Source organism: Embleya sp. NPDC127516 (assembly GCF_044765325.1).
In the GTDB taxonomy this organism is placed as follows: domain Bacteria; phylum Actinomycetota; class Actinomycetes; order Streptomycetales; family Streptomycetaceae; genus Embleya.
In genome coordinates, this window is sequence record NZ_JBIWJT010000001.1 from 541,640 (window position 1) to 558,530 (window position 16,891).

At 71.6% G+C, this 16,891-nt stretch carries 13 protein-coding genes; 10 read left to right on the top strand and 3 right to left on the bottom strand.

The features are described 5' to 3' along the window. Positions 1-21: 21 nt before the first annotated feature. From rarD to ACIRL2_RS02300, 3 genes are all read left to right on the top strand, one after another. The gene (gene rarD / locus ACIRL2_RS02290) at positions 22-1,002 is read left to right on the top strand and encodes an EamA family transporter RarD (protein WP_402229513.1); all 981 of its coding nucleotides are present in this window, start codon (positions 22-24) and stop codon (positions 1,000-1,002) included. Next, entirely contained in the window at positions 999-1,649 is a 651-nt protein-coding gene (gene merB / locus ACIRL2_RS02295) for an organomercurial lyase (protein ID WP_395869474.1), read from the top strand. Before rarD ends, merB begins: the two co-directional genes overlap by 4 nt. Before the next feature lie 358 nt (positions 1,650-2,007). After that, positions 2,008-2,652, top strand: coding sequence for a LysE family translocator (locus tag ACIRL2_RS02300; protein WP_395869476.1), 645 nt, complete (start codon positions 2,008-2,010; stop codon positions 2,650-2,652). Positions 2,653-2,851: 199 nt separating this feature from the next. On the opposite strand, the gene ACIRL2_RS02305 is transcribed toward ACIRL2_RS02300, so the two are convergent. Continuing rightward, entirely contained in the window at positions 2,852-4,534 is a 1,683-nt protein-coding gene (locus ACIRL2_RS02305) for a long-chain-fatty-acid--CoA ligase (RefSeq protein ID WP_402229516.1), read from the bottom strand. A gap of 181 nt (positions 4,535-4,715) precedes the next feature. Between ACIRL2_RS02305 and ACIRL2_RS02310 the strand changes: the two genes are divergently transcribed. Continuing rightward, positions 4,716-6,014, top strand: coding sequence for an NYN domain-containing protein (locus ACIRL2_RS02310; protein ID WP_395869479.1), 1,299 nt, complete (start codon positions 4,716-4,718; stop codon positions 6,012-6,014). 204 nt (positions 6,015-6,218) lie between these two features. Here ACIRL2_RS02310 and ACIRL2_RS02315 read toward each other — a convergent pair whose 3' ends face one another. Both ACIRL2_RS02315 and ACIRL2_RS02320 read right to left on the bottom strand, forming a co-directional pair. Further along, positions 6,219-7,421, bottom strand: coding sequence for a lipid-transfer protein (locus tag ACIRL2_RS02315; protein WP_395869481.1), 1,203 nt, complete (start codon positions 7,419-7,421; stop codon positions 6,219-6,221). 112 nt (positions 7,422-7,533) lie between these two features. Further along, positions 7,534-9,738, bottom strand: a complete 2,205-nt coding sequence (locus ACIRL2_RS02320) for an acyl-CoA dehydrogenase (protein ID WP_395869483.1) — start codon at positions 9,736-9,738, stop codon at positions 7,534-7,536. Between the two features lie 196 nt (positions 9,739-9,934). On the opposite strand from ACIRL2_RS02320, the gene ACIRL2_RS02325 reads away from it, so the two are divergent. The 6 genes from ACIRL2_RS02325 to ACIRL2_RS02350 all read left to right on the top strand — a co-directional run bounded on the left by ACIRL2_RS02325 (position 9,935) and on the right by ACIRL2_RS02350 (position 16,863). Continuing rightward, positions 9,935-10,573 (top strand): class I SAM-dependent methyltransferase, encoded by a 639-nt coding sequence (locus ACIRL2_RS02325; protein ID WP_395869485.1) that lies wholly within the window; start codon positions 9,935-9,937, stop codon positions 10,571-10,573. Positions 10,574-11,009: 436 nt separating this feature from the next. Beyond that, positions 11,010-12,317, top strand: coding sequence for a hypothetical protein (locus ACIRL2_RS02330; protein WP_402229519.1), 1,308 nt, complete (start codon positions 11,010-11,012; stop codon positions 12,315-12,317). Next, a complete protein-coding gene (locus ACIRL2_RS02335; RefSeq protein ID WP_395869489.1) occupies positions 12,307-13,410 on the top strand; it encodes an N-acetylmuramoyl-L-alanine amidase in 1,104 nt (367 codons plus the stop codon). Before ACIRL2_RS02330 ends, ACIRL2_RS02335 begins: the two co-directional genes overlap by 11 nt. 240 nt (positions 13,411-13,650) lie before the next feature. Beyond that, a complete protein-coding gene (locus ACIRL2_RS02340; protein WP_395869491.1) occupies positions 13,651-14,673 on the top strand; it encodes a hypothetical protein in 1,023 nt (340 codons plus the stop codon). Between the two features lie 111 nt (positions 14,674-14,784). Further along, the gene (locus ACIRL2_RS02345) at positions 14,785-15,795 is read left to right on the top strand and encodes a hypothetical protein (protein ID WP_395869492.1); all 1,011 of its coding nucleotides are present in this window, start codon (positions 14,785-14,787) and stop codon (positions 15,793-15,795) included. A gap of 180 nt (positions 15,796-15,975) precedes the next feature. Further along, the gene (locus ACIRL2_RS02350) at positions 15,976-16,863 is read left to right on the top strand and encodes a hypothetical protein (protein WP_402229523.1); all 888 of its coding nucleotides are present in this window, start codon (positions 15,976-15,978) and stop codon (positions 16,861-16,863) included. Positions 16,864-16,891 lie beyond the last annotated feature (28 nt).

The window sequence follows — 16,891 nt, forward strand, 5'->3', positions numbered from 1 at the left end:
TTCGCCAGTACCGTCTGCGGCATGGGTTCAGAACGACGCGGATTGCTCCTGGGCACGGCGGCCTACGTCATGTGGGGTCTCTTCCCGCTCTACTGGCCCCACGTCAAACCGGCCGGCGCCGTGGAGATCCTCGCGCACCGGATGACCTGGTCACTGCTGTGCATGCTCGTCCTGCTCGCCGCGCTCCGGCAGTGGTCCTGGATCCGCGAGATCATGCGCGCCCCGGCCAAGTTGGCCACGGTCACGCTGGCCGCCGTGATGATCTCGATCAACTGGGGCGCCTACATCTACGGCGTCAACCACGACCAGGTCGTGGAGACCTCGTTGGGCTACTTCATCACCCCGTTGGTGCTGATCGGCATCGGTGTCGTGGTGCTCGGCGAGCGGCTGCGGGCGATCCAGTGGACCGCCGTGGGGATGGGCGTCGCGGCGGTGGTGGTGCTGATCGTCGCCTACGGCCGAGTCCCGTGGATCGCGCTGAGTCTGGCCGCGTCGTTCGCGACCTACGGCTATGTCAAGAAGCGGATGAACCTCCCCGCCACCCACTCGATGACGGCCGAGACGGCGGTGATGTTCCTGCCCGCGCTCGGCTACCTGACCTGGTTGGCCTGGACCGGTGAGGGCACGTTCGGGCACGAGGGGACGCCGCAGGCGTTGATGCTGATGACGGCGGGGCTGATCACCGTGATCCCCATGCTGTGCTTCGCGGTCGCCGCGAACACGGTGCCGCTGAGCACGATCGGCATGCTGCAATACCTGGCCCCGATCATCCAGTTCGGGATCGGTGTCTCGGTCTACCACGAGCCGATGCCCGCGGCCCGGTGGGCGGGCTTCGCCCTGGTGTGGACGGCGCTCGCGGTGCTCACCTACGACGCGATCCGCCAGTCCCGCCGCAATCGGGTCGCCGTCCTCGTATCCGAGCGGGAGCCCGAGGCCACTGTCACCACCGCGCCCCGGGAGACTGCGGTCACCGTCGTGCCCGAACGAGAGGCGACCTCGTGAGCGTCGAACAGTTGCGCCTGGCGGTCTATCGGGGCTTCGCCGACACCGGGCGAGCACCGTCCGATCAGGAGCTGGCCGCGATCCTGGGCGTCTCGGAGCTCACCGTACGCGCGGGCTTGTGGACGCTGCACGAGCAGCGGCACATCGTGCTGCACGACGGGGCGATCGTGATGGCGCATCCGTTCAGCGCGGTCCCGTTGGGCTTCTCGGTGATGGGCTCGCGCACGTTGTGGTGGGGCGGCTGCGCGTGGGATTCCTTCGCGGTGCCGCACCTGGTGGACGAAGAGGTCCTGGTCGCGACCCGCTGCCCGGGCTGCGCAGGGGCACTCGCCTGGAACGTGGGCACCGAACAGCCGCCCAAGGGCGACGAGGTGGCGCACTTCCTGGTCCCGATCACCATGCTGTGGGACGACGTGGTGCACGCGTGCGGCAACCAGCGGCTGTTCTGCGACGAGGGCTGCGTGGATCGCTGGCTCGCCCGCACCGGCCAGACCCGCGGCTACGTGCTCGACCTGACCACGCTGTGGCGCCTGGCCGAGCACTGGTACGAGGGCCGCCTGCACCGAGGCTACGAACGCCGCGACCCGGCCATGGCGGCGGCCTACTTCGCCTCGATCGGACTCGAAGGCCGCTTCTGGGGCCTGTGAGACGCGCCGTTATGGCCCCAACGGTGCCACCCGTCAACGCCGGCACGGCCCACCGGCGCCGGAACGCGCCCGACACCACGCCCGCTCCGAGCCCTCGCCGCACACACGCCGGGGGCGAAGTTCACCGCCCGATCCCGCTCCCGCCCAACCGCCGCCTCGACCCCGGCCCCGGACTCCGGTTCTGGCACCGGTCCCGGCCCCGCCCCAACCCGGGCCCGGCATCGGCCGTCCGCCCCGGCCGTACGCGACCTCGCCCGAATCGCCCGCCAGGACTCGATCATGACGACGTGTCAGCACGTCGCGCGACCGATCTTCGCCCACCGCTTGGGCTCTCGGCCGAGGCCGGCAGCATGACCGTATGGACGTGTTGACGCACCTCGCCTCATTCGCCCTGGTCGCCGGGCTGCTGACGATCATCCCGGGCCCGGACACCGCGATCGTGCTGCGCGCTGCCCTCACCCGGGGGTCTCGGCACGGATTCGCCACCGCGCTCGGCATAGGGTCCGGCACGCTGGTCTGGGGCGCCGCCGCGGCGGCCGGCGTCTCGGCGGTGCTGACCACATCCCGGGTCGCCTATACGAGCCTGCGAATCGTCGGTGCCTGTTACCTGTTGTGGCTGGCGTACGGGCTGCTGCGGGCCGCGTGGGCGAACCGGTACACCGATGTCGAGGTCGGCGCGGAGTCCGGTGCCAAGGCAGCTCCGGGGCTGTGGTCGGCGTGGGGGCGCGGCGTGCTGACGTCGTTGACCAATCCCAAGGTCGGCGTCTTCTACATGGCGATGATCCCGCAGTTCATCCCGTCCGGGACGCCGCACCTCGCCTTCGGGATACTGCTCGCGCTGGTCCACGACATCGAGGGCATGGTGTGGTTCGCGGTGATCATCCTCGGCGCGAACAGCCTGCGCGCCAAGCTCCGCCGCCCCCGCTTCCGCCGCACCCTCGACGCCTCGACCGGCACCGTCATCGGCGCCTTCGGCATCGGCCTCGCCGCCTCCGACGGCTGAAGCCGCACGGCCTCCCCGCCCCACCGGCGACCGGCCGCGACGGGAAGCGGGCGTCGCGCCGGCCATCGAGTCAGTGCCGAGCCGAGCGCGACGATACGTCGGTTGATGCGCCCGCGCCCGCACGTCACCTCGGGATGACACAGCCCAACCCGACCTCGACCGCCCCGACCCGACGCCCGCCCCGCGCGCACTCCCGCCCCTACCCCTCCCGTTCCATCAGCGCCAAAACATGCGCCCGCCCCCGGTCGGCGAATGCCGTTTCCAGCGTCTTGCGATCAGCCTCGGTGAAGGGTCGGTACGGGCCGTCCTTCGCGTCGCGCCACCACAACTCGTCCGCGCCGGTGTACCAGGCCTGCCGGACCAGGACGCGGGTCAGGATCTTGTTCGTGCTGGTCTGCGGGAGCGCCGCGGCAATCCGGACGTAGCGCGGATGCCAGGCCCGGGACAGGTCCGACTGCTCCGCCAACCACGCGGCGAACTCCGCCGGTTCGAAGCGCGCGCCCTCGCGCAGCACCAGGGCCGCCATCGCCTGGTCGCCCGCCGCCTCGTCGGCCACGCCGTACACCGTCGCCACCGCGACGTCCGGGTGCCGGGACAGGATCCGGGTGACCGGTGTGGCGCCGAAGTTCTCCCCGCCCACGCGCAGCCATTCACCGCTGCGGCCCGCGAAGAAGATCAGGCCGTCCTCGGTCCGGTAGGCCAGGTCGCCGCTCCAGTACCAGCCCTTGCGCATGCGCTGCGCGGTCGCCACCGGATTGTTGTAGTAGCCCTCGAAGGAACCCGCGCCGCCGATGTTGACCAGTTCGCCGACCGCCTCCTCGACGTTGGTCATCCGGCCCTCGGCGTCGAAGACCGCCGGCGGGCACTCCTCGCGGGTGTCCTGGTTCAGGATCCGGATCTCGCCGTTGGGTCGGCCCAGCGCACCCGGCGGCATGCCCGGGACCGGAACGAAGGACAGGCCGCCCTCGGTCGAGCCGAATCCGTCCCGCACCGTGCAGCCGAACCGCCGGGCGAACCGCTCGACGTCCTGCGGCCCGCCCTCGTTGCCGAAGACGCGCGTGAGCGGGTTGTCCGCGTCGTCGGGCAATTCCGGTGTGGCCAGGATGTATGACAGCGGCTTGCCCACGTAGTTCGCGTAGGTGACCTTGAACCGCCGCACGTCGGGCAGGAAGCCGGACGCGGAGAATCGCCGGCGCAACACCAGTTCGGCCCCGGCCGCGACCGCCGGCGCCCAGCACGTGATGACCGCGTTGGAGTGGAACAGCGGCATGGCGCAGTACGCGACGTCCGCGCCGGTGAGCCGTTCCATCGCCACGACGCTCGCCCCCTGCGAAGCGATCTTGCCCTGCGAGCAGATCACCGCCTTGGGATGCCCCGTGGTCCCCGAGGTGAGGATCAGCATGAAGGTGTCCTCGACCGCCGGTCGCTCCGCCGGCGGCTCGGCGTCCGCGTACGGCTCCAGCGCCGCCGCCCAGGACGCGTCGTCCACGCACAGCAGCCGGTCCGCCGGGAAGTCCGGAGCGGCGGTGCGCAGCTGCGCCAGGTGCGTGGCGTCGGTGATCACCAGCGAGCAGTCGGTGTGGTCGATGTCGCGCGCGAGCTCGGAACCGACCCGGGTCGGGTTGAGCCCGACGATCACCGCGCCGGACAGCGCCGCGGCACCCAGCAACAGCGGAAACTCGGGGACGTTCTCCAGCATCACCCCGATGTGCCACGGCCGGCCCTCGACCCGCATCCCACGCAGCAGCGCCGCCCGGCGCGCGGACTCGGCGACCACTTCGGCCCAGGACCACACCCGGTCCTCGGATCGGAGTGCGGCCGAGGAATCCGCGGCCCGCCGGCGTAGCAGTTCGTCCAGGGTGGTGGTCCAACGTCCCGACACGGCACGACTCCTGACGGACAGACACACGTACGTGGCACGATCAAGCTTTCGCTTGGCAACCTAACCCGGGTGCGCGCGGATCGGAAGACGGCCAAGATCGGAACCGGACCGTAAGTGGCCTCGCTTGCCCGCACGTGACGCGTCGGACAGATTGAAGCCGTACGCATCGGGGGAGGCAGGCATGGACATGAGTATGGATTCGGGCATACCAGGCAGAATTCGCAGCGCGCTTTTTCTTGACTTTGACAATATTTACAGCGGGCTGCGCGAGACGGATCGGGCTTCGGCGGAGATTTTCGCCCGCAAGCCCTCCCAGTGGTTGGAGTGGTTGGAGAACGAGGCGACCGAGCGTGGCCTGCGCCGATCGTTGCTCGTGCGCAACTGTTACCTCAACCCGGTCATGCACGACCGTTACCGGGCCTTCTTCACGCGGTCGGCCTTTCGCGTGATCGACTGCCCGCCGCTGACGGGACGGGGCAAGAACAGCGCGGACATCCACATGGTGATGGACGTCCTCGACACGCTCCAACACTCGACCCGGTTCGACGAGGTCATCATCATGAGCGCGGACGCGGATTTCACGCCCGTGCTGCTGCGGCTGCGCAGCCACGACCGGCGCACCATGGTGATCGCGAGCGGCCCGGCCGCCCAGGCGTACGTCGCGGCGGGGGACGTGGTGATCAGCGACCAGGAGTTCATCGAACGGGCCCTGCGCGACGAGATCGACGTCGCGCCGGCCGACGAGGGCGTGCGCGAACAGGTGATGGCACACGTGCGCGAGCAACTCGGCGGGTCCGAGGAGCCGATCGTGCTCGCGACGCTGGCCCACTCGGTGCTCCAGCAGGTCGGCCGGGAGCAGGTCACCCGCACCCGCTGGGGCGGCGCGGCCACCTTCTCGTCCCTGCTCGAACTGATGCTGGAGCAGGGCTCCGACGAGAAGCTGCTGATCAGCCGGGTCCCCCCTGGATACATCTACGACCGGACCCGACATCAGCCGCCCTCGGCACGTCCCAACGGCCAGGGTCGGATGGACCACGTACGCGAGCCGGTCCGCGACCTGATCGACCGGGTGGCCACGGTCACGGGTGCGCCCCGGCTGTCCCCGGAGGAGTACCACGTGCTCTTCGAGGAACTGCACGCCGAGGTCAGCGAGAACGGCTTCCAGGGCAACCAGACCTCGGGCGCGGTCCGCGACCGGTGCGCCGAGCGCATGCAGACCATCGCCCGCAAGGCGATCGCGTTCGTCACCACGGGGCTGGTCTACTCCGGCTACTGGTCCTCCACCGCGCACCCGGTCGCCTCCGCCGACGACCTGGCGGTCGCGTTCCTGCGCAACGTCGAGACGTTGTGCGCCAACGCCCGGCTGTACCTGAACGACACCGAGCGCGCCATGCTGTCCGAGTGGCTGCACGGCAAGACCACGACCGCGGACCGGATGGCGCCCGACCTCACCATCGTCCCGGGCACCAACGGCGGCTGACCGCACCCGACGACGGGTGCGGCCCCACGCCGCACCCGTCACGATGTCGAGCCGCCCCACGGACGCCGACCCGGCGCAGCCATAACGCAACAATCACGACACCCCGGACAGCCGGAAGCCACGGACGACGACCGGCAACCAACCACCGGCAGGCACCGGCGGCGCCGGCAACGGCAACGGCAACGGCAACGGCAACGGCAACGACTAGAACTGACCCCGGCGGTACAGCCCCACGACGGCCGCGCCACCCAGACCGATGTTGTGCGTCAGGCCGACCTTGGCGTCGGCGACCTGGCGCGCGTCCGCCAGCCCGCGCAACTGCCAACTGATCTCGGCGGCCTGGGCCAGGCCGGTGGCGCCCAGCGGGTGGCCCTTGGAGATCAGGCCGCCGGACGGGTTGACCACCCAGCGCCCGCCGTACGTGGTGGCCCCCTCGGCGACCAGCTTGCCGCCCTCCCCCTCGCCGCACATGCCCAGCGCCTCGTAGGTGAGGATCTCGTTGATCGAGAAGCAGTCGTGCAGCTCGATCACGTCGACGTCCTCGATGCCCAGACCGGACTGCTCGAAGACCTGCCGACCGGCCGCGGCCGACATCGGCTTGCCGACCACGTCGATGCACGTGTTCGAGGCGAAGCTCTCCTCGGTGTCGGTGGTCATCGACTGGGCCACGATCTCGATCGCCTGGTCCTGAAGGCCGTGTTCGCGCACGAAGCGCTCACTGACCACGAGCGCCGCGGCGGCGCCGTCCGAGGTGGGCGAGCACTGGAGCCGGGTGAGCGGCGAGTGGATCTCCTTGGCGCCGAGCACCTCTTCGAGCGAGTACTCGACCTGGAACTGCGCGTACGGGTTGTTCACCGAGTGCCGGTGGTTCTTGACGCCCACGTGCGCGATCTGCTCGGCGGTGGTGCCGTAGCGGGCCATGTGCTCACGCGCCGCGTTGCCGAAGATCTGCGCGGTCGGCGGCGCGGTCATCGAGAACCCGTGCGCGTCGCCCATGATCTTGTAGTGCCGCGCGACCGGCGACGTGGAGAAATCGCCCTCGCCGCCCCCGCCCAGCGATCCGCGCTTCATCTTCTCGAAGCCGATCGCGAGCACACAGTCGTTCAGCCCACCCGCGACGAACTGACGGGCCATCATCAGCGCGGACGAGCCGGTCGCGCAGTTGTTGTTGACGTTGTAGACCGGCACGCCGGTCAGACCCAGCTCGTACACCGCGCGCTGGCCCGCGGTGGACGCCTGGAAGCAGTAGCCGACCGGCGCCTGCTCGACCAGGTCGTAGCCGACGCCCGCGTCCGCCAGGGCCTTGTCGCCGGCCTCCTTGACCATGTCCCAGTACTGCCAGTCGCGGCTCTCCGGCTTCTCGAACTTGGTCATGCCGACGCCGACGATGAACGCCTTTTGTGCCATGTCGCGAACTCCCACTGAAAGAGAACCACTGAACGGAAAATCGAACCCGCGGAACCAACGGAACGAACCGAACGAACCGAACGAACCGAACGAACCGAACGAACCGAACGAACTACTTCTCGGCCGGCTGCGGGTCCCTGGGCAGTCCGAGGATGCGCTCGCCGACCACGTTGAGCTGGACCTGCGTGGTGCCTCCCGCGATGGTCAGGCAGCGGCTCATCAGGAAGCCGAACGCCGCCTGCTGCCCCGCGCCCTCGTCCACCGCGCCCAGCGGGCCGAGCAGTTCGAGCGAGAGCTCGGACTCGCGCTGCTGGTGCGGCGTGCCGACCAGCTTGCGCACCGACGCGCCCGCGCCCGGCTCCAGGCCGGACAACCGGGCCAGCGTGGTGCGCAGTTCGATCAGCGCGAGCGAGGACGCCTCGGCCACCAGCGCGCCGAGCCGCTCGCGGAAGCCCCCGTCCACGAACTCGCCCGCCGGACCGTTCACCGCCGCGACCAGGTTCGCGATGCCCGCGCCGAACGAGCTGCCCGCGCCCATGTGCACCCGCTCGTTGCCCAGCGTGTTGCGGGCCACCTGCCAGCCCTCGTCGACCTTGCCGACGACCATGTCGTCCGGCACGAAGAGGTCTTCGAGAAAGATCTCGTTGAACATCGCCAGGCCGCTGATCTCCTTGAGCGGCCGGATGTCCAGGCCCGCAGCGGCCATGTCCACGATGAAGTAGGTCAGGCCTTCGTGCTTGGGCTTGTCCGGCGAGGTGCGCGCGAGCAGGATGCCCCACTGCGACTCCCGGGCCCGCGAGGTCCACACCTTCTGCCCGTTGATCAGCCAGCCGCCCTCGGTCCGCGTCGCGCGCGTGCTGATCGCGGCCAGGTCCGAACCCGCGCCGGGCTCGGAGAACAGTTGGCACCACTGGATCTCGCCGCGCAGCGTGGGCGGCGCGAAGCGCTCCTGCTGGGCCGGCGTGCCGTACGCGATCAGCGACGGGATCACCCAGTTGCCCATGGTGATGTCCGGCAGCCGCACGCCCAGCGCCTTCATCTCCTGCTGGATCACCAACTGCTCGACCGGACCGGCGCCGATGCCGTACGGCTTGGGCAGGTACGGCGCCGCGTAACCGAGCGGGGCCAGCCTGGCGCGCTGCTCGGCGCCGGACTCGCCGGCCACCTCGGTCAAAATCGCACGCGCGGTGTCGCGCAGGCCCTCCGCCTCCTCGGGCAGGTCCAGGACCAGTTCGCGGCGCGCGCCGGCGCTCGCCAGCTCGCACACGCGCAACCGCCAGTAGGCGGCGGGCCCGGCGTACTGACGCAGCGTCAGACCGCGACGCAGGTAGATGTGTGCGTCGTGCTCCCAGGTGAAGCCGATACCGCCGAGGATCTGCACGCAGTCCTTGGTGGTGGTGAACGCCGCCTCGATCGCGTACGTGGCGGCGATCGCCGCGGTCAAGGACCGGGTCGGCGCGTCCGCGCCCGCGTCGATCGCGCGCGCCGCGTCCCAGGTGACCGCGCGCGACTGCTCGACGCGCACCAGCATGTCCGCGCACAGGTGCTTGATCGCCTGGAACTGGCCGATCGGCCGACCGAACTGCTCGCGCACCTTGGCGTATTCGGTCGCCGTGGTCAGCGCCCAGGCGGCCACCCCGCACGCCTCGGCGGACAGCAGTACGGCCGCCAGGTCGCGGGCCAGGTCCTCGTCCACGCCGCCGAGCACGCGCCCGGCCGGGACCACGGTGTCCACCGTGACCTCGGCGCTGCGCCGGGTGGGGTCCACGCTCTTGAGCGCGCGCACGCTCACGTCCGCTGCGTCCACGACCACGTACGCGGGCGTGCCGTCGGCCCGGCGCGCGGCCAGTACCAGCACGTCGGCGAGCGCGCCGCCCAGGATCGGCGTGGCCACGCCGGTCACCCGCAGGCCGCCCGCCTCCTCGCTCGCCGCCACGGTGCCGGGGCCGACCGCGACCGCGCCGATCAACGTGCCGTCCACCAGGCCCGGCAGCAGTTCCTTGGCCGCGTCGCCGCCGTCCGCCTGGATCAGCGCCGAGGCCAGGACGGTGGGCAGGAACGGGCCGGGCAGCATGCCCTGACCGGCCTGCTCCAGCGCCACGACGGTCTCCACCAGGCCGTATCCCGCGCCGCCGAACTCCTCCGCGACATGCATGCCGAGCAGGCCCTGTTCGGCCAGGCCGGCCCAGTGGCCGGGCCGTTCCTCGGCCGCCGCCTCCAGCACCCGGCGCACCTCTCCGATGGGTGCAACACGTTGCACCCACCCGTGTACCGATTCCGCCAGGGAGCGGTGCTCCTCCGTGATGCCGATGGCCATATCGCGCCTTCCGTGACTCGGTCCAGTACTTGCGATAGTAGAACCCGTTTCAATTAATCGGGAGACCGAAGTGCCGTCGAGGGGCCCGAATGTGGCCCCCGACACGGTGCCGCGGGAGCGGCTGCGGCAGCATGGCGGCCCCGGGGTCGCACCGACCCGGTGCGCCGCGCGCGGCTCGATCAAGGAGAACCCCAGGATGAGCACCATCGACCCCGCCGTGCGGGCCGCGTTCGAGGCCGCCACCGGATTCATGCCGGCGAACGAGGGCGACGCGCTGTACGCGGCGGCGACCGAGGCCGCCAAGGTCGGCCCGCTGGTCGAACTCGGCACCTACTGCGGTCGCTCGACGATCCTGCTCGCCGCGGTCGCCCGCGACGCCGGCACCGTGGTGGTCACCCTCGACCACCACCGGGGCTCCGAGGAGCAGCAGCCCGGCTGGGAGTACCACGACCCGACCCTGGTCGACCCCGAGGTCGGCGTGATGGACACGCTGCCGCGCTTTCGGCGCACGCTGTACCGCAGCGGCCTGGAGCCGTACGTGGTGGCCCTGGTCGGGCACAGCCGGGTGATCGCGCCGCTGTGGAACACCCCGGTGGGCCTGGTGTTCATCGACGGCGGGCACACCGACGAGCACGCGCAGGGCGACTACGAGGGCTGGGCGCCGCATGTCGCGGTCGGCGGGCTGCTGCTGATCCACGACGTGTTCCCGGATCCGGCCGACGGCGGCCAGGCGCCGTACCGGGTCTACCTGCGCGCGCTGGCGTCGGGCGCGTTCGAGGAACTGCCCGGCGACGGGTCGCTGCGGGTGCTGCGGCGGATCGCCCCGGGCATCTGAGCGGGCCCGGGGACGGAAGCGGCGCGGGGACAGAGCGGGCCCGGGCCCAGGGCGTCTCGGGCCCAGGGCGTCTCGGACCCAGGGCGTCTCGGACCCAGGGCGTCTCGGACCCAGGGCGTCTCGGACCCAGGTGGACCCACCCGAGGCGACCCGGATCCGACGAGGCATCCACACCCGAGGCGACTCGGCCCCGAGGCGCCTCATATCCGGGCGACTCGACCTCACCCGACCAGACCCGCGGCACCCGGGATCCGCCACCGACCCGCCCCGAACCCGCCGGGCCGGCGGTCTGCCTCGCCACCGCCGCGCGCGCCCCGTTGACCCGGTCAAGAGTGAATCGAGCCTGATTCGATTTCCGAAAGCAATCGGATCCGGTCCCGCGCGGGTCCCGTTTGCTGGGACAATGCCGTTCCGGGAAGGACGCGGGGGGATCTTGATGTCCGATCAACAACAGCACGACGACCGGCCCGGCGAACCCGAGGCGGACGGCGAGCGGTTCGAGACCGTCTGGGAACGTTCGGCCAACGGCGGTGTGGGCGGTTGGGTCCGCCGCCGACCGGCCGCACCGCCGACCGTGGTGAACCCGGACCCGCCGCCGCGACCACACCACCAGCCGACGGCACACCTGCCGGCCGCGCCTCCGGGGCCGGCCGCACCGCCCACTCCACCACCCGCACCATCCGCGCCCCCCGCACCACTCGGGCCGCCCCCTCCACCCGGTGCGCCTCGCTCGCTCGAGGATCAGGACACGGTGGACAACCCCGCCGCGCGTGGTCTGCCGGCCGGGCCTCCGCCGCCCGCGTGGCCGGTTCCCGCCCCGCCCCCGACGCCCCGCCCGTCCGCGCCGCCGGGCGAACCGGCCCCGCCCGCCGACTGGTTCCAGCACGAGCGCGGCCCCTCGCCGATGCCCCCGGGCGGCACCTTCGCCGACGCGGCGCACACTCCCGTGCACGGCTTCGGCGTGCCGCCGGCGCGGGACGTACCGGCCGCGCCGGACTGGTATCGCGCGGCCGGCCCGCCGCCGCCGGGACCGCTGTCCCCGACCCCGCCCGGCCCGTCCTTCGAGCGCACGCTGCTGTTCATCGTGGTCGCCGTCGTCTTCGTCGCCGCGCTGGGCACGCTGTTCGCGCTGCGGCCGTGGGAGGAGGACAAGAAGGAACCGGCCGCGCGAGGCTCGGAGAGTGCCGGACCGTCCACGGCGGCCTCCCCGACCCCCTCGGGCGACCGCTCGGGCCTGCCCCCCGCCCCGCCCCCGACGCAGAGCGCGGTGGTGACCACCCAGCCGCCGACCACCGCACCGCCGGACGGCCGCACTCAGGCCGCGGCGCTGGACTCGCTGCTCTCGCGCAGCGGTTCGTCCCGGCAGGCGGTGATCGACGCGGTGAACAACGTCGGCTCGTGCTCGGCGCTGGCCGCGTCCCGCTCCGCGCTGCTCGACGCCGCCGCGCAACGCGATCAACTGGTCACCCAACTGGACGCGATGCGCTTCGACGGCGTTCCGGAACTCCAGTCCGCCGCACCGACGTTGCGCACCGCGTGGACCGCGTCGGCGCGCGCCGACCGGGCCTTCGCCGCGTGGGCGCAGTCGGCCGCCGACTCGGGTTGTCCGGGCACCCGTTCGCTCTACGACGACGGCGCCACGATCAGCGCCGAGGCGTCCACCGCGAAGAAGTCGTTCGTCGAGACCTGGAACTCGCTCGCGTCGCGGTACGGCCTCACGTCCAGGAGTGAACTTGACCTCTGACCGCCGCGACGACCGCGGCCGTCCCGACGACCCCGGCTTTCCGTACCGCCGAGAAGCCGGCTTCTTCGGCCACTCCGCGTCGCACGAGGCCCGAGTCGAGGCCGCGCGCGACCGGTTGCGCCGGCGTCGCCGGATCACCCTGACCGTGCTCGCGCTCGCGCTCGCCGCAACCGGCACCACGATCGCGGTGGCCTGGCCGGACGGGCACGACAAGGCCCGCGCCGACGTCGGGCGGCCGATCCCGACCGTCGTCACCCCCGGCGCGCCGGCCGACTCCTCCGACCCGGCGACCGCGGGCGGCGCGCCGGCCCCGACGGCGACCTCCTCGCCGGGCGGGCAACAGGCGTCCGGCGCACCGCCGATCGGCGCACCGGCGACCTCGGCCGGCGCGCCGCCGCACGCCGGGACCACCGGACTGCCGCTGTCCGGCCGGGTGGTGATGATCGACCCGGGCCACAATCCGGGCAATGGCGGCCATTCCCGCGAGATCAACAAGCAGGTGTACGCGGGCGGGTTGTCCAAGGAGTGCGACACCACCGGCACCGAGACCGACAAGGGCTACACCGAGGCCGAGTTCACCCTGGACGTGGCACATCGCACCAAGCGGCTCCTGGAGGCCCAGGGCGCGACCGTGCTCTACACGTGGGAGACCGAGGTCTGGGGTCCGTGCGTGGACGAGCGGGCGGCGCGCGGCAACGCGTCCCGGGCGGACGCGATCGTGTCCATCCACGCCGACGGCGGACCGGCGAGCGGGCGGGGTTTCCATGTCATCCTGCCCGCCCCGGTCAAGGACAAGAACGTCGACACCACCGCGATCCTGGCTCCCTCGCGCGCCTTGGGCAGCACCCTGGCCGCCGCCTTCCGGGCCGCGACCGCCACGAGCCCGGCGACCTACCTCGGCACCGACGACGGGCTGGTCACCCGCACCGATCTCGGCGGGTTGAACCTGTCCACCCGACCCAAGGTGTTCATCGAATGCGGCAACATGCGCAACGCCTCGGACGCCGCGCAGTTCACCGACCCGAACTGGCGCGAACGCGCCGCGTCCGGGATCGCGACCGGGATCACGGCCTATCTCCTGAAGGGGACGTGAGGCACGAGTCACTCGTCCCCTAGGGTCTTCCCGACCGTTCTCGCCGCGCACGCAGCGGTGACGGTCCCCGCTTCGCGGCGTCCACGCGCGCCGTGCACCACCGGACGGTTCCGGGTCGGGTCAACCGACCGCCGCGAGCCGCACGCTCGGGCCCGGCACGAGCCGTCCACGCACCGCACGTCCTACGGCGCGCCCGCGCCGTCGGCGTCACGTCCCCCTCCGTACCTCTAAGGAGAAACGTTGAACCGGAAAGGGATCACGAGGGGCGATGCGATCGTCATTCTCGCGATCGTCCTGATCTTCATCTTCTCGTTCTTCAAATACTACGAAATCAGCGCGTCCTTCGGCGGCAGCAGCAGCGATGACGACGACCCGCTGGGCAGCGGCCGTAGTCAGAGCAAGGGCTGGAACGCCTGGACGGTCAACTTCTATCCGTTGATGCCGGCCGTGGTGCTGGTGCCGCTGCTGGCGGTACTGCTCATGGTGATCGGCCGCTTCGCGGCCCAACCGGACAAGCCGGCGCTCGGACTGGCCCCGCGCCAGTGGGCGATCGCGTTCGGCGTCACCGGCGCGATCAGCGGCTTTTTCGCCCCCTTCGGGGCGGGCGGCATGCTCGGCGACATGTACGAGGGCTCCGGTTCCTCCCGCTACTCGATCGACACCGGACCCACCGTCTTCGCGTGGTTGATGATGGTGGCCGGGCTCGTCGCGGCGCTTTTCCTGATCATCGGGGATCGCATCCCCAGCCTGGCCGCACCGCTGTTCAGCCCGGTGCCGCAGCAACCGTGGGGCTACCCCCCGCCGAACGGAACCGGCGGCTACCCGGCTCCGGTCGACCCGAACACCGGCTACCCGCTGCCGAACGCCACCGGCGGCTTCCCGCCGCCCGCCTACCCGGCACCGGGCGCCACGGGCACCGGCGCGCCGATGGCCGGCGTACCGGCCCACATGCCGCCGCCGGACGCCGGCACCGGCACCGGCACCGCGGTCGCCGGCGGAACCGGTGCCACGCCGGCCGTCACCGGGCAGCCCGCCCCGGCCGCGGCCGGCCAGGACACGCGCGAGTTCGCACAGTTCTGGTTCGCCGTACCGGAGGCCCGCCCGCTGGCACCCACCGAGGGTCTGTCCAAGACGCCGGTGGCCACCCTCCAGACCGGCCAGTGGTACCTCGCGGTCGCCCCGCACCCGGGCGGCGTCCTGGTCGAGGTCGACGGCGTCCGAGGGGTCCTCGGCGACGTCTCCGGGATCCAGCGCGGAGAATGACGGTACGTCAGGCTCCGGTGCCGGTGCGGTCACCCGCACCGGCACCGGATCGGCGCAGCAGACGCACGGCAATTCCGAGCAGTACGAAAAGCCCCGTCAGGGAGGAGCACGATGCCACGCAAAGGCGTCACCCGAGGTGATCTGATCGTCGCGGTGGCGGCGATCGGAGTTCTGGTCTTCTCGTTTCTCCCCTGGTACACGGTGACCGCCAAGGGCAAACGCATCACCGAGGGAACCACCGACTATTCGGCGTGGATCGGCGACTTCTGGCCGCTCGCGCCCGCCGTCGTACTGCTGTCCTCGATCTCGCTGGTGCTGCTGCTGATCGGCCGGTACACGATCCGGCCGGGCTCGCCGCAGCCGACCGAGATCCAGTTCGGCGGTCTGGCGTTTCGCCAGTGGGGCATCGCGTTGGGCGTCGCGTCGGCGTGGAGCGCGGTGTGGGCCGTGTTCGGCGCGGACGGCGGCTACGAGAAGTTGGCGCACGCCGCCGAGCAGATCGCCCGCTCCAACGGCGACGCGCAGGCGACCGTGGACGCCGGCCACGGCTGGGGCGCGTGGGGGCTGGCGGGCTTCGCCGTGCTCCAGGCTCTGCTGCTGCTGACCATCGACCGGATCGGCGGGCTCAACGTCCCACTGGTGCGTCCGCGCGAGAACAACTGGCAGGGCTACCCCGGCGGCGGCTTCCCCGGCGCTCCCGGCGGGTATCCGCCCGGCCCGCCCGGCACCGGCGGCTTCCCGGTCCCGCCGCCCGTCGCGCCGCCGGTCTACGGGCCGTCCGGCAACACTCCCCCGCCGCTGACGCCGCCGATGCAACCGCCCGCCGTGCAACCGCCGGTACTGCTGTACAAGTCGGACGAACCGGAACCCGCCCCGGCAGCGGACCCGGTCCGCGCCCCGGAGCCGGAATCAGGCGATCCGGGCACGTTCGAGCAGTACTGGCTGGCCGTGCCCGAACAGAGGCCGCTCCAGCCGCTCGACCACCCCGGTGACGCGGTGGCCACGCTGCATCCCGGCGTGTGGTATCTCGCGGTGGGCGTGCAGGACGGCGGCATCGTCATCGATATCGACGGCCTGCAGGGCATGTTGACCGATCTGACGGGCATTCAGCGGGGCGAATAGACATCTTTGAAAAAATGCCCCCATACGGCGCGTCGCGTGGGGTCGGGGCACAGATCGTTCGCCCGTCTGGCACAGTGTCCCCGGACCAATGCACCGGGGACGCGCGGGGGCGACGTCGGTGGCACGACTTGGGTCGCCCCCGTACGCTGTCGGCGCCCATCCCCCTCGGGAGGAGTATTAGTGGACGTCAGAAAGCTTTCGCGTGGCGACGCGGTCATCGGGGTCGCCGCCGTGCTCATCTTCATCTTCTCGTTCCTGGATTACATCGGTGCCAAGGACGGCCTCGGCCGCTCGTCCGACTTCACCTGGAACGCCTGGTCCGGGTTCCTGGCCCCGACCATCTCGGCGGTCGTCCTGACCCCGATCATCGCCGGCGTGCTGTTCATCCTCGGCGGGCTGCTCCCGCAACTGCGCGACCGTCAGATCCTCGGTCTGACCGCGCGTCAGTGGGCGCTGCCGCTCGCGGCGATCTCGCCGATCAACGCGCTGTGGTCGATCGGCGGTGCCGACGACGGCCTGGAGATGAAGTTCGGCGGCATCATCATCATCCTGCTGGTCCTCGTGCTCAGCGGAACCCTGATCGCCACCACGCTGGTGCCCGCCCTCCAGGCGCCGCTGCTCGGCGCCGCGGGCCCCGCGGCGGGTCCGCAGGGTCAGTTCGGCGGCCCGCAGGGGCAGCAGCAGTACGGCGGCGCGCCCTACGGCGGCCAGCCGGGCCCCCAGGGTCCGCAGTCGTACGGCGGCGCCCCGCAGCCCGGCGGCTTCGGCGGCCCGGCGCCGCAGGGTCCCCAGGGTCCGCAGGGTGGCTTCGGTGCTCCCGGGCCGCAGGGTCCCGGCGCGCAGCAGCCCAACCCGGCCGGGGCACCCGGCGGCGCGCCGTTCCAGCCCTTCTGGTTCTCGGTGCCGGACTCGCGGCCGATGCTGGACGAGCACACCAACCAGGAGAAGGGCGTCCTGAACACGGGCGTCTGGTACCTGGCGGTGGCCGAGCACCCCAACGGCCTGCTCGTCGAGGTCGACAACGTGCGCGGCGTGCTCCAGAACACGATCGGCATCCAGCGCTCGTGACTCCGGTGCTCCCGAGGAACCGGTAGTA

What these genes read in the sequence shown, in the direction of transcription:
- rarD (WP_402229513.1), top strand. Translation starts at nt 22, where the DNA reads ATGGGTTCAGAACGACGCGGATTGCTCCTGGGCACGGCGGCCTACGTC.
- ACIRL2_RS02300 (WP_395869476.1), top strand. Translation starts at nt 2,008, where the DNA reads ATGGACGTGTTGACGCACCTCGCCTCATTCGCCCTGGTCGCCGGGCTG.
- ACIRL2_RS02310 (WP_395869479.1), top strand. Translation starts at nt 4,716, where the DNA reads ATGGACATGAGTATGGATTCGGGCATACCAGGCAGAATTCGCAGCGCG.
- ACIRL2_RS02315 (WP_395869481.1), bottom strand. Translation starts at nt 7,421, where the DNA reads ATGGCACAAAAGGCGTTCATCGTCGGCGTCGGCATGACCAAGTTCGAG.
- ACIRL2_RS02320 (WP_395869483.1), bottom strand. Translation starts at nt 9,738, where the DNA reads ATGGCCATCGGCATCACGGAGGAGCACCGCTCCCTGGCGGAATCGGTA.
- ACIRL2_RS02325 (WP_395869485.1), top strand. Translation starts at nt 9,935, where the DNA reads ATGAGCACCATCGACCCCGCCGTGCGGGCCGCGTTCGAGGCCGCCACC.
- ACIRL2_RS02330 (WP_402229519.1), top strand. Translation starts at nt 11,010, where the DNA reads ATGTCCGATCAACAACAGCACGACGACCGGCCCGGCGAACCCGAGGCG.
- ACIRL2_RS02345 (WP_395869492.1), top strand. Translation starts at nt 14,785, where the DNA reads ATGCCACGCAAAGGCGTCACCCGAGGTGATCTGATCGTCGCGGTGGCG.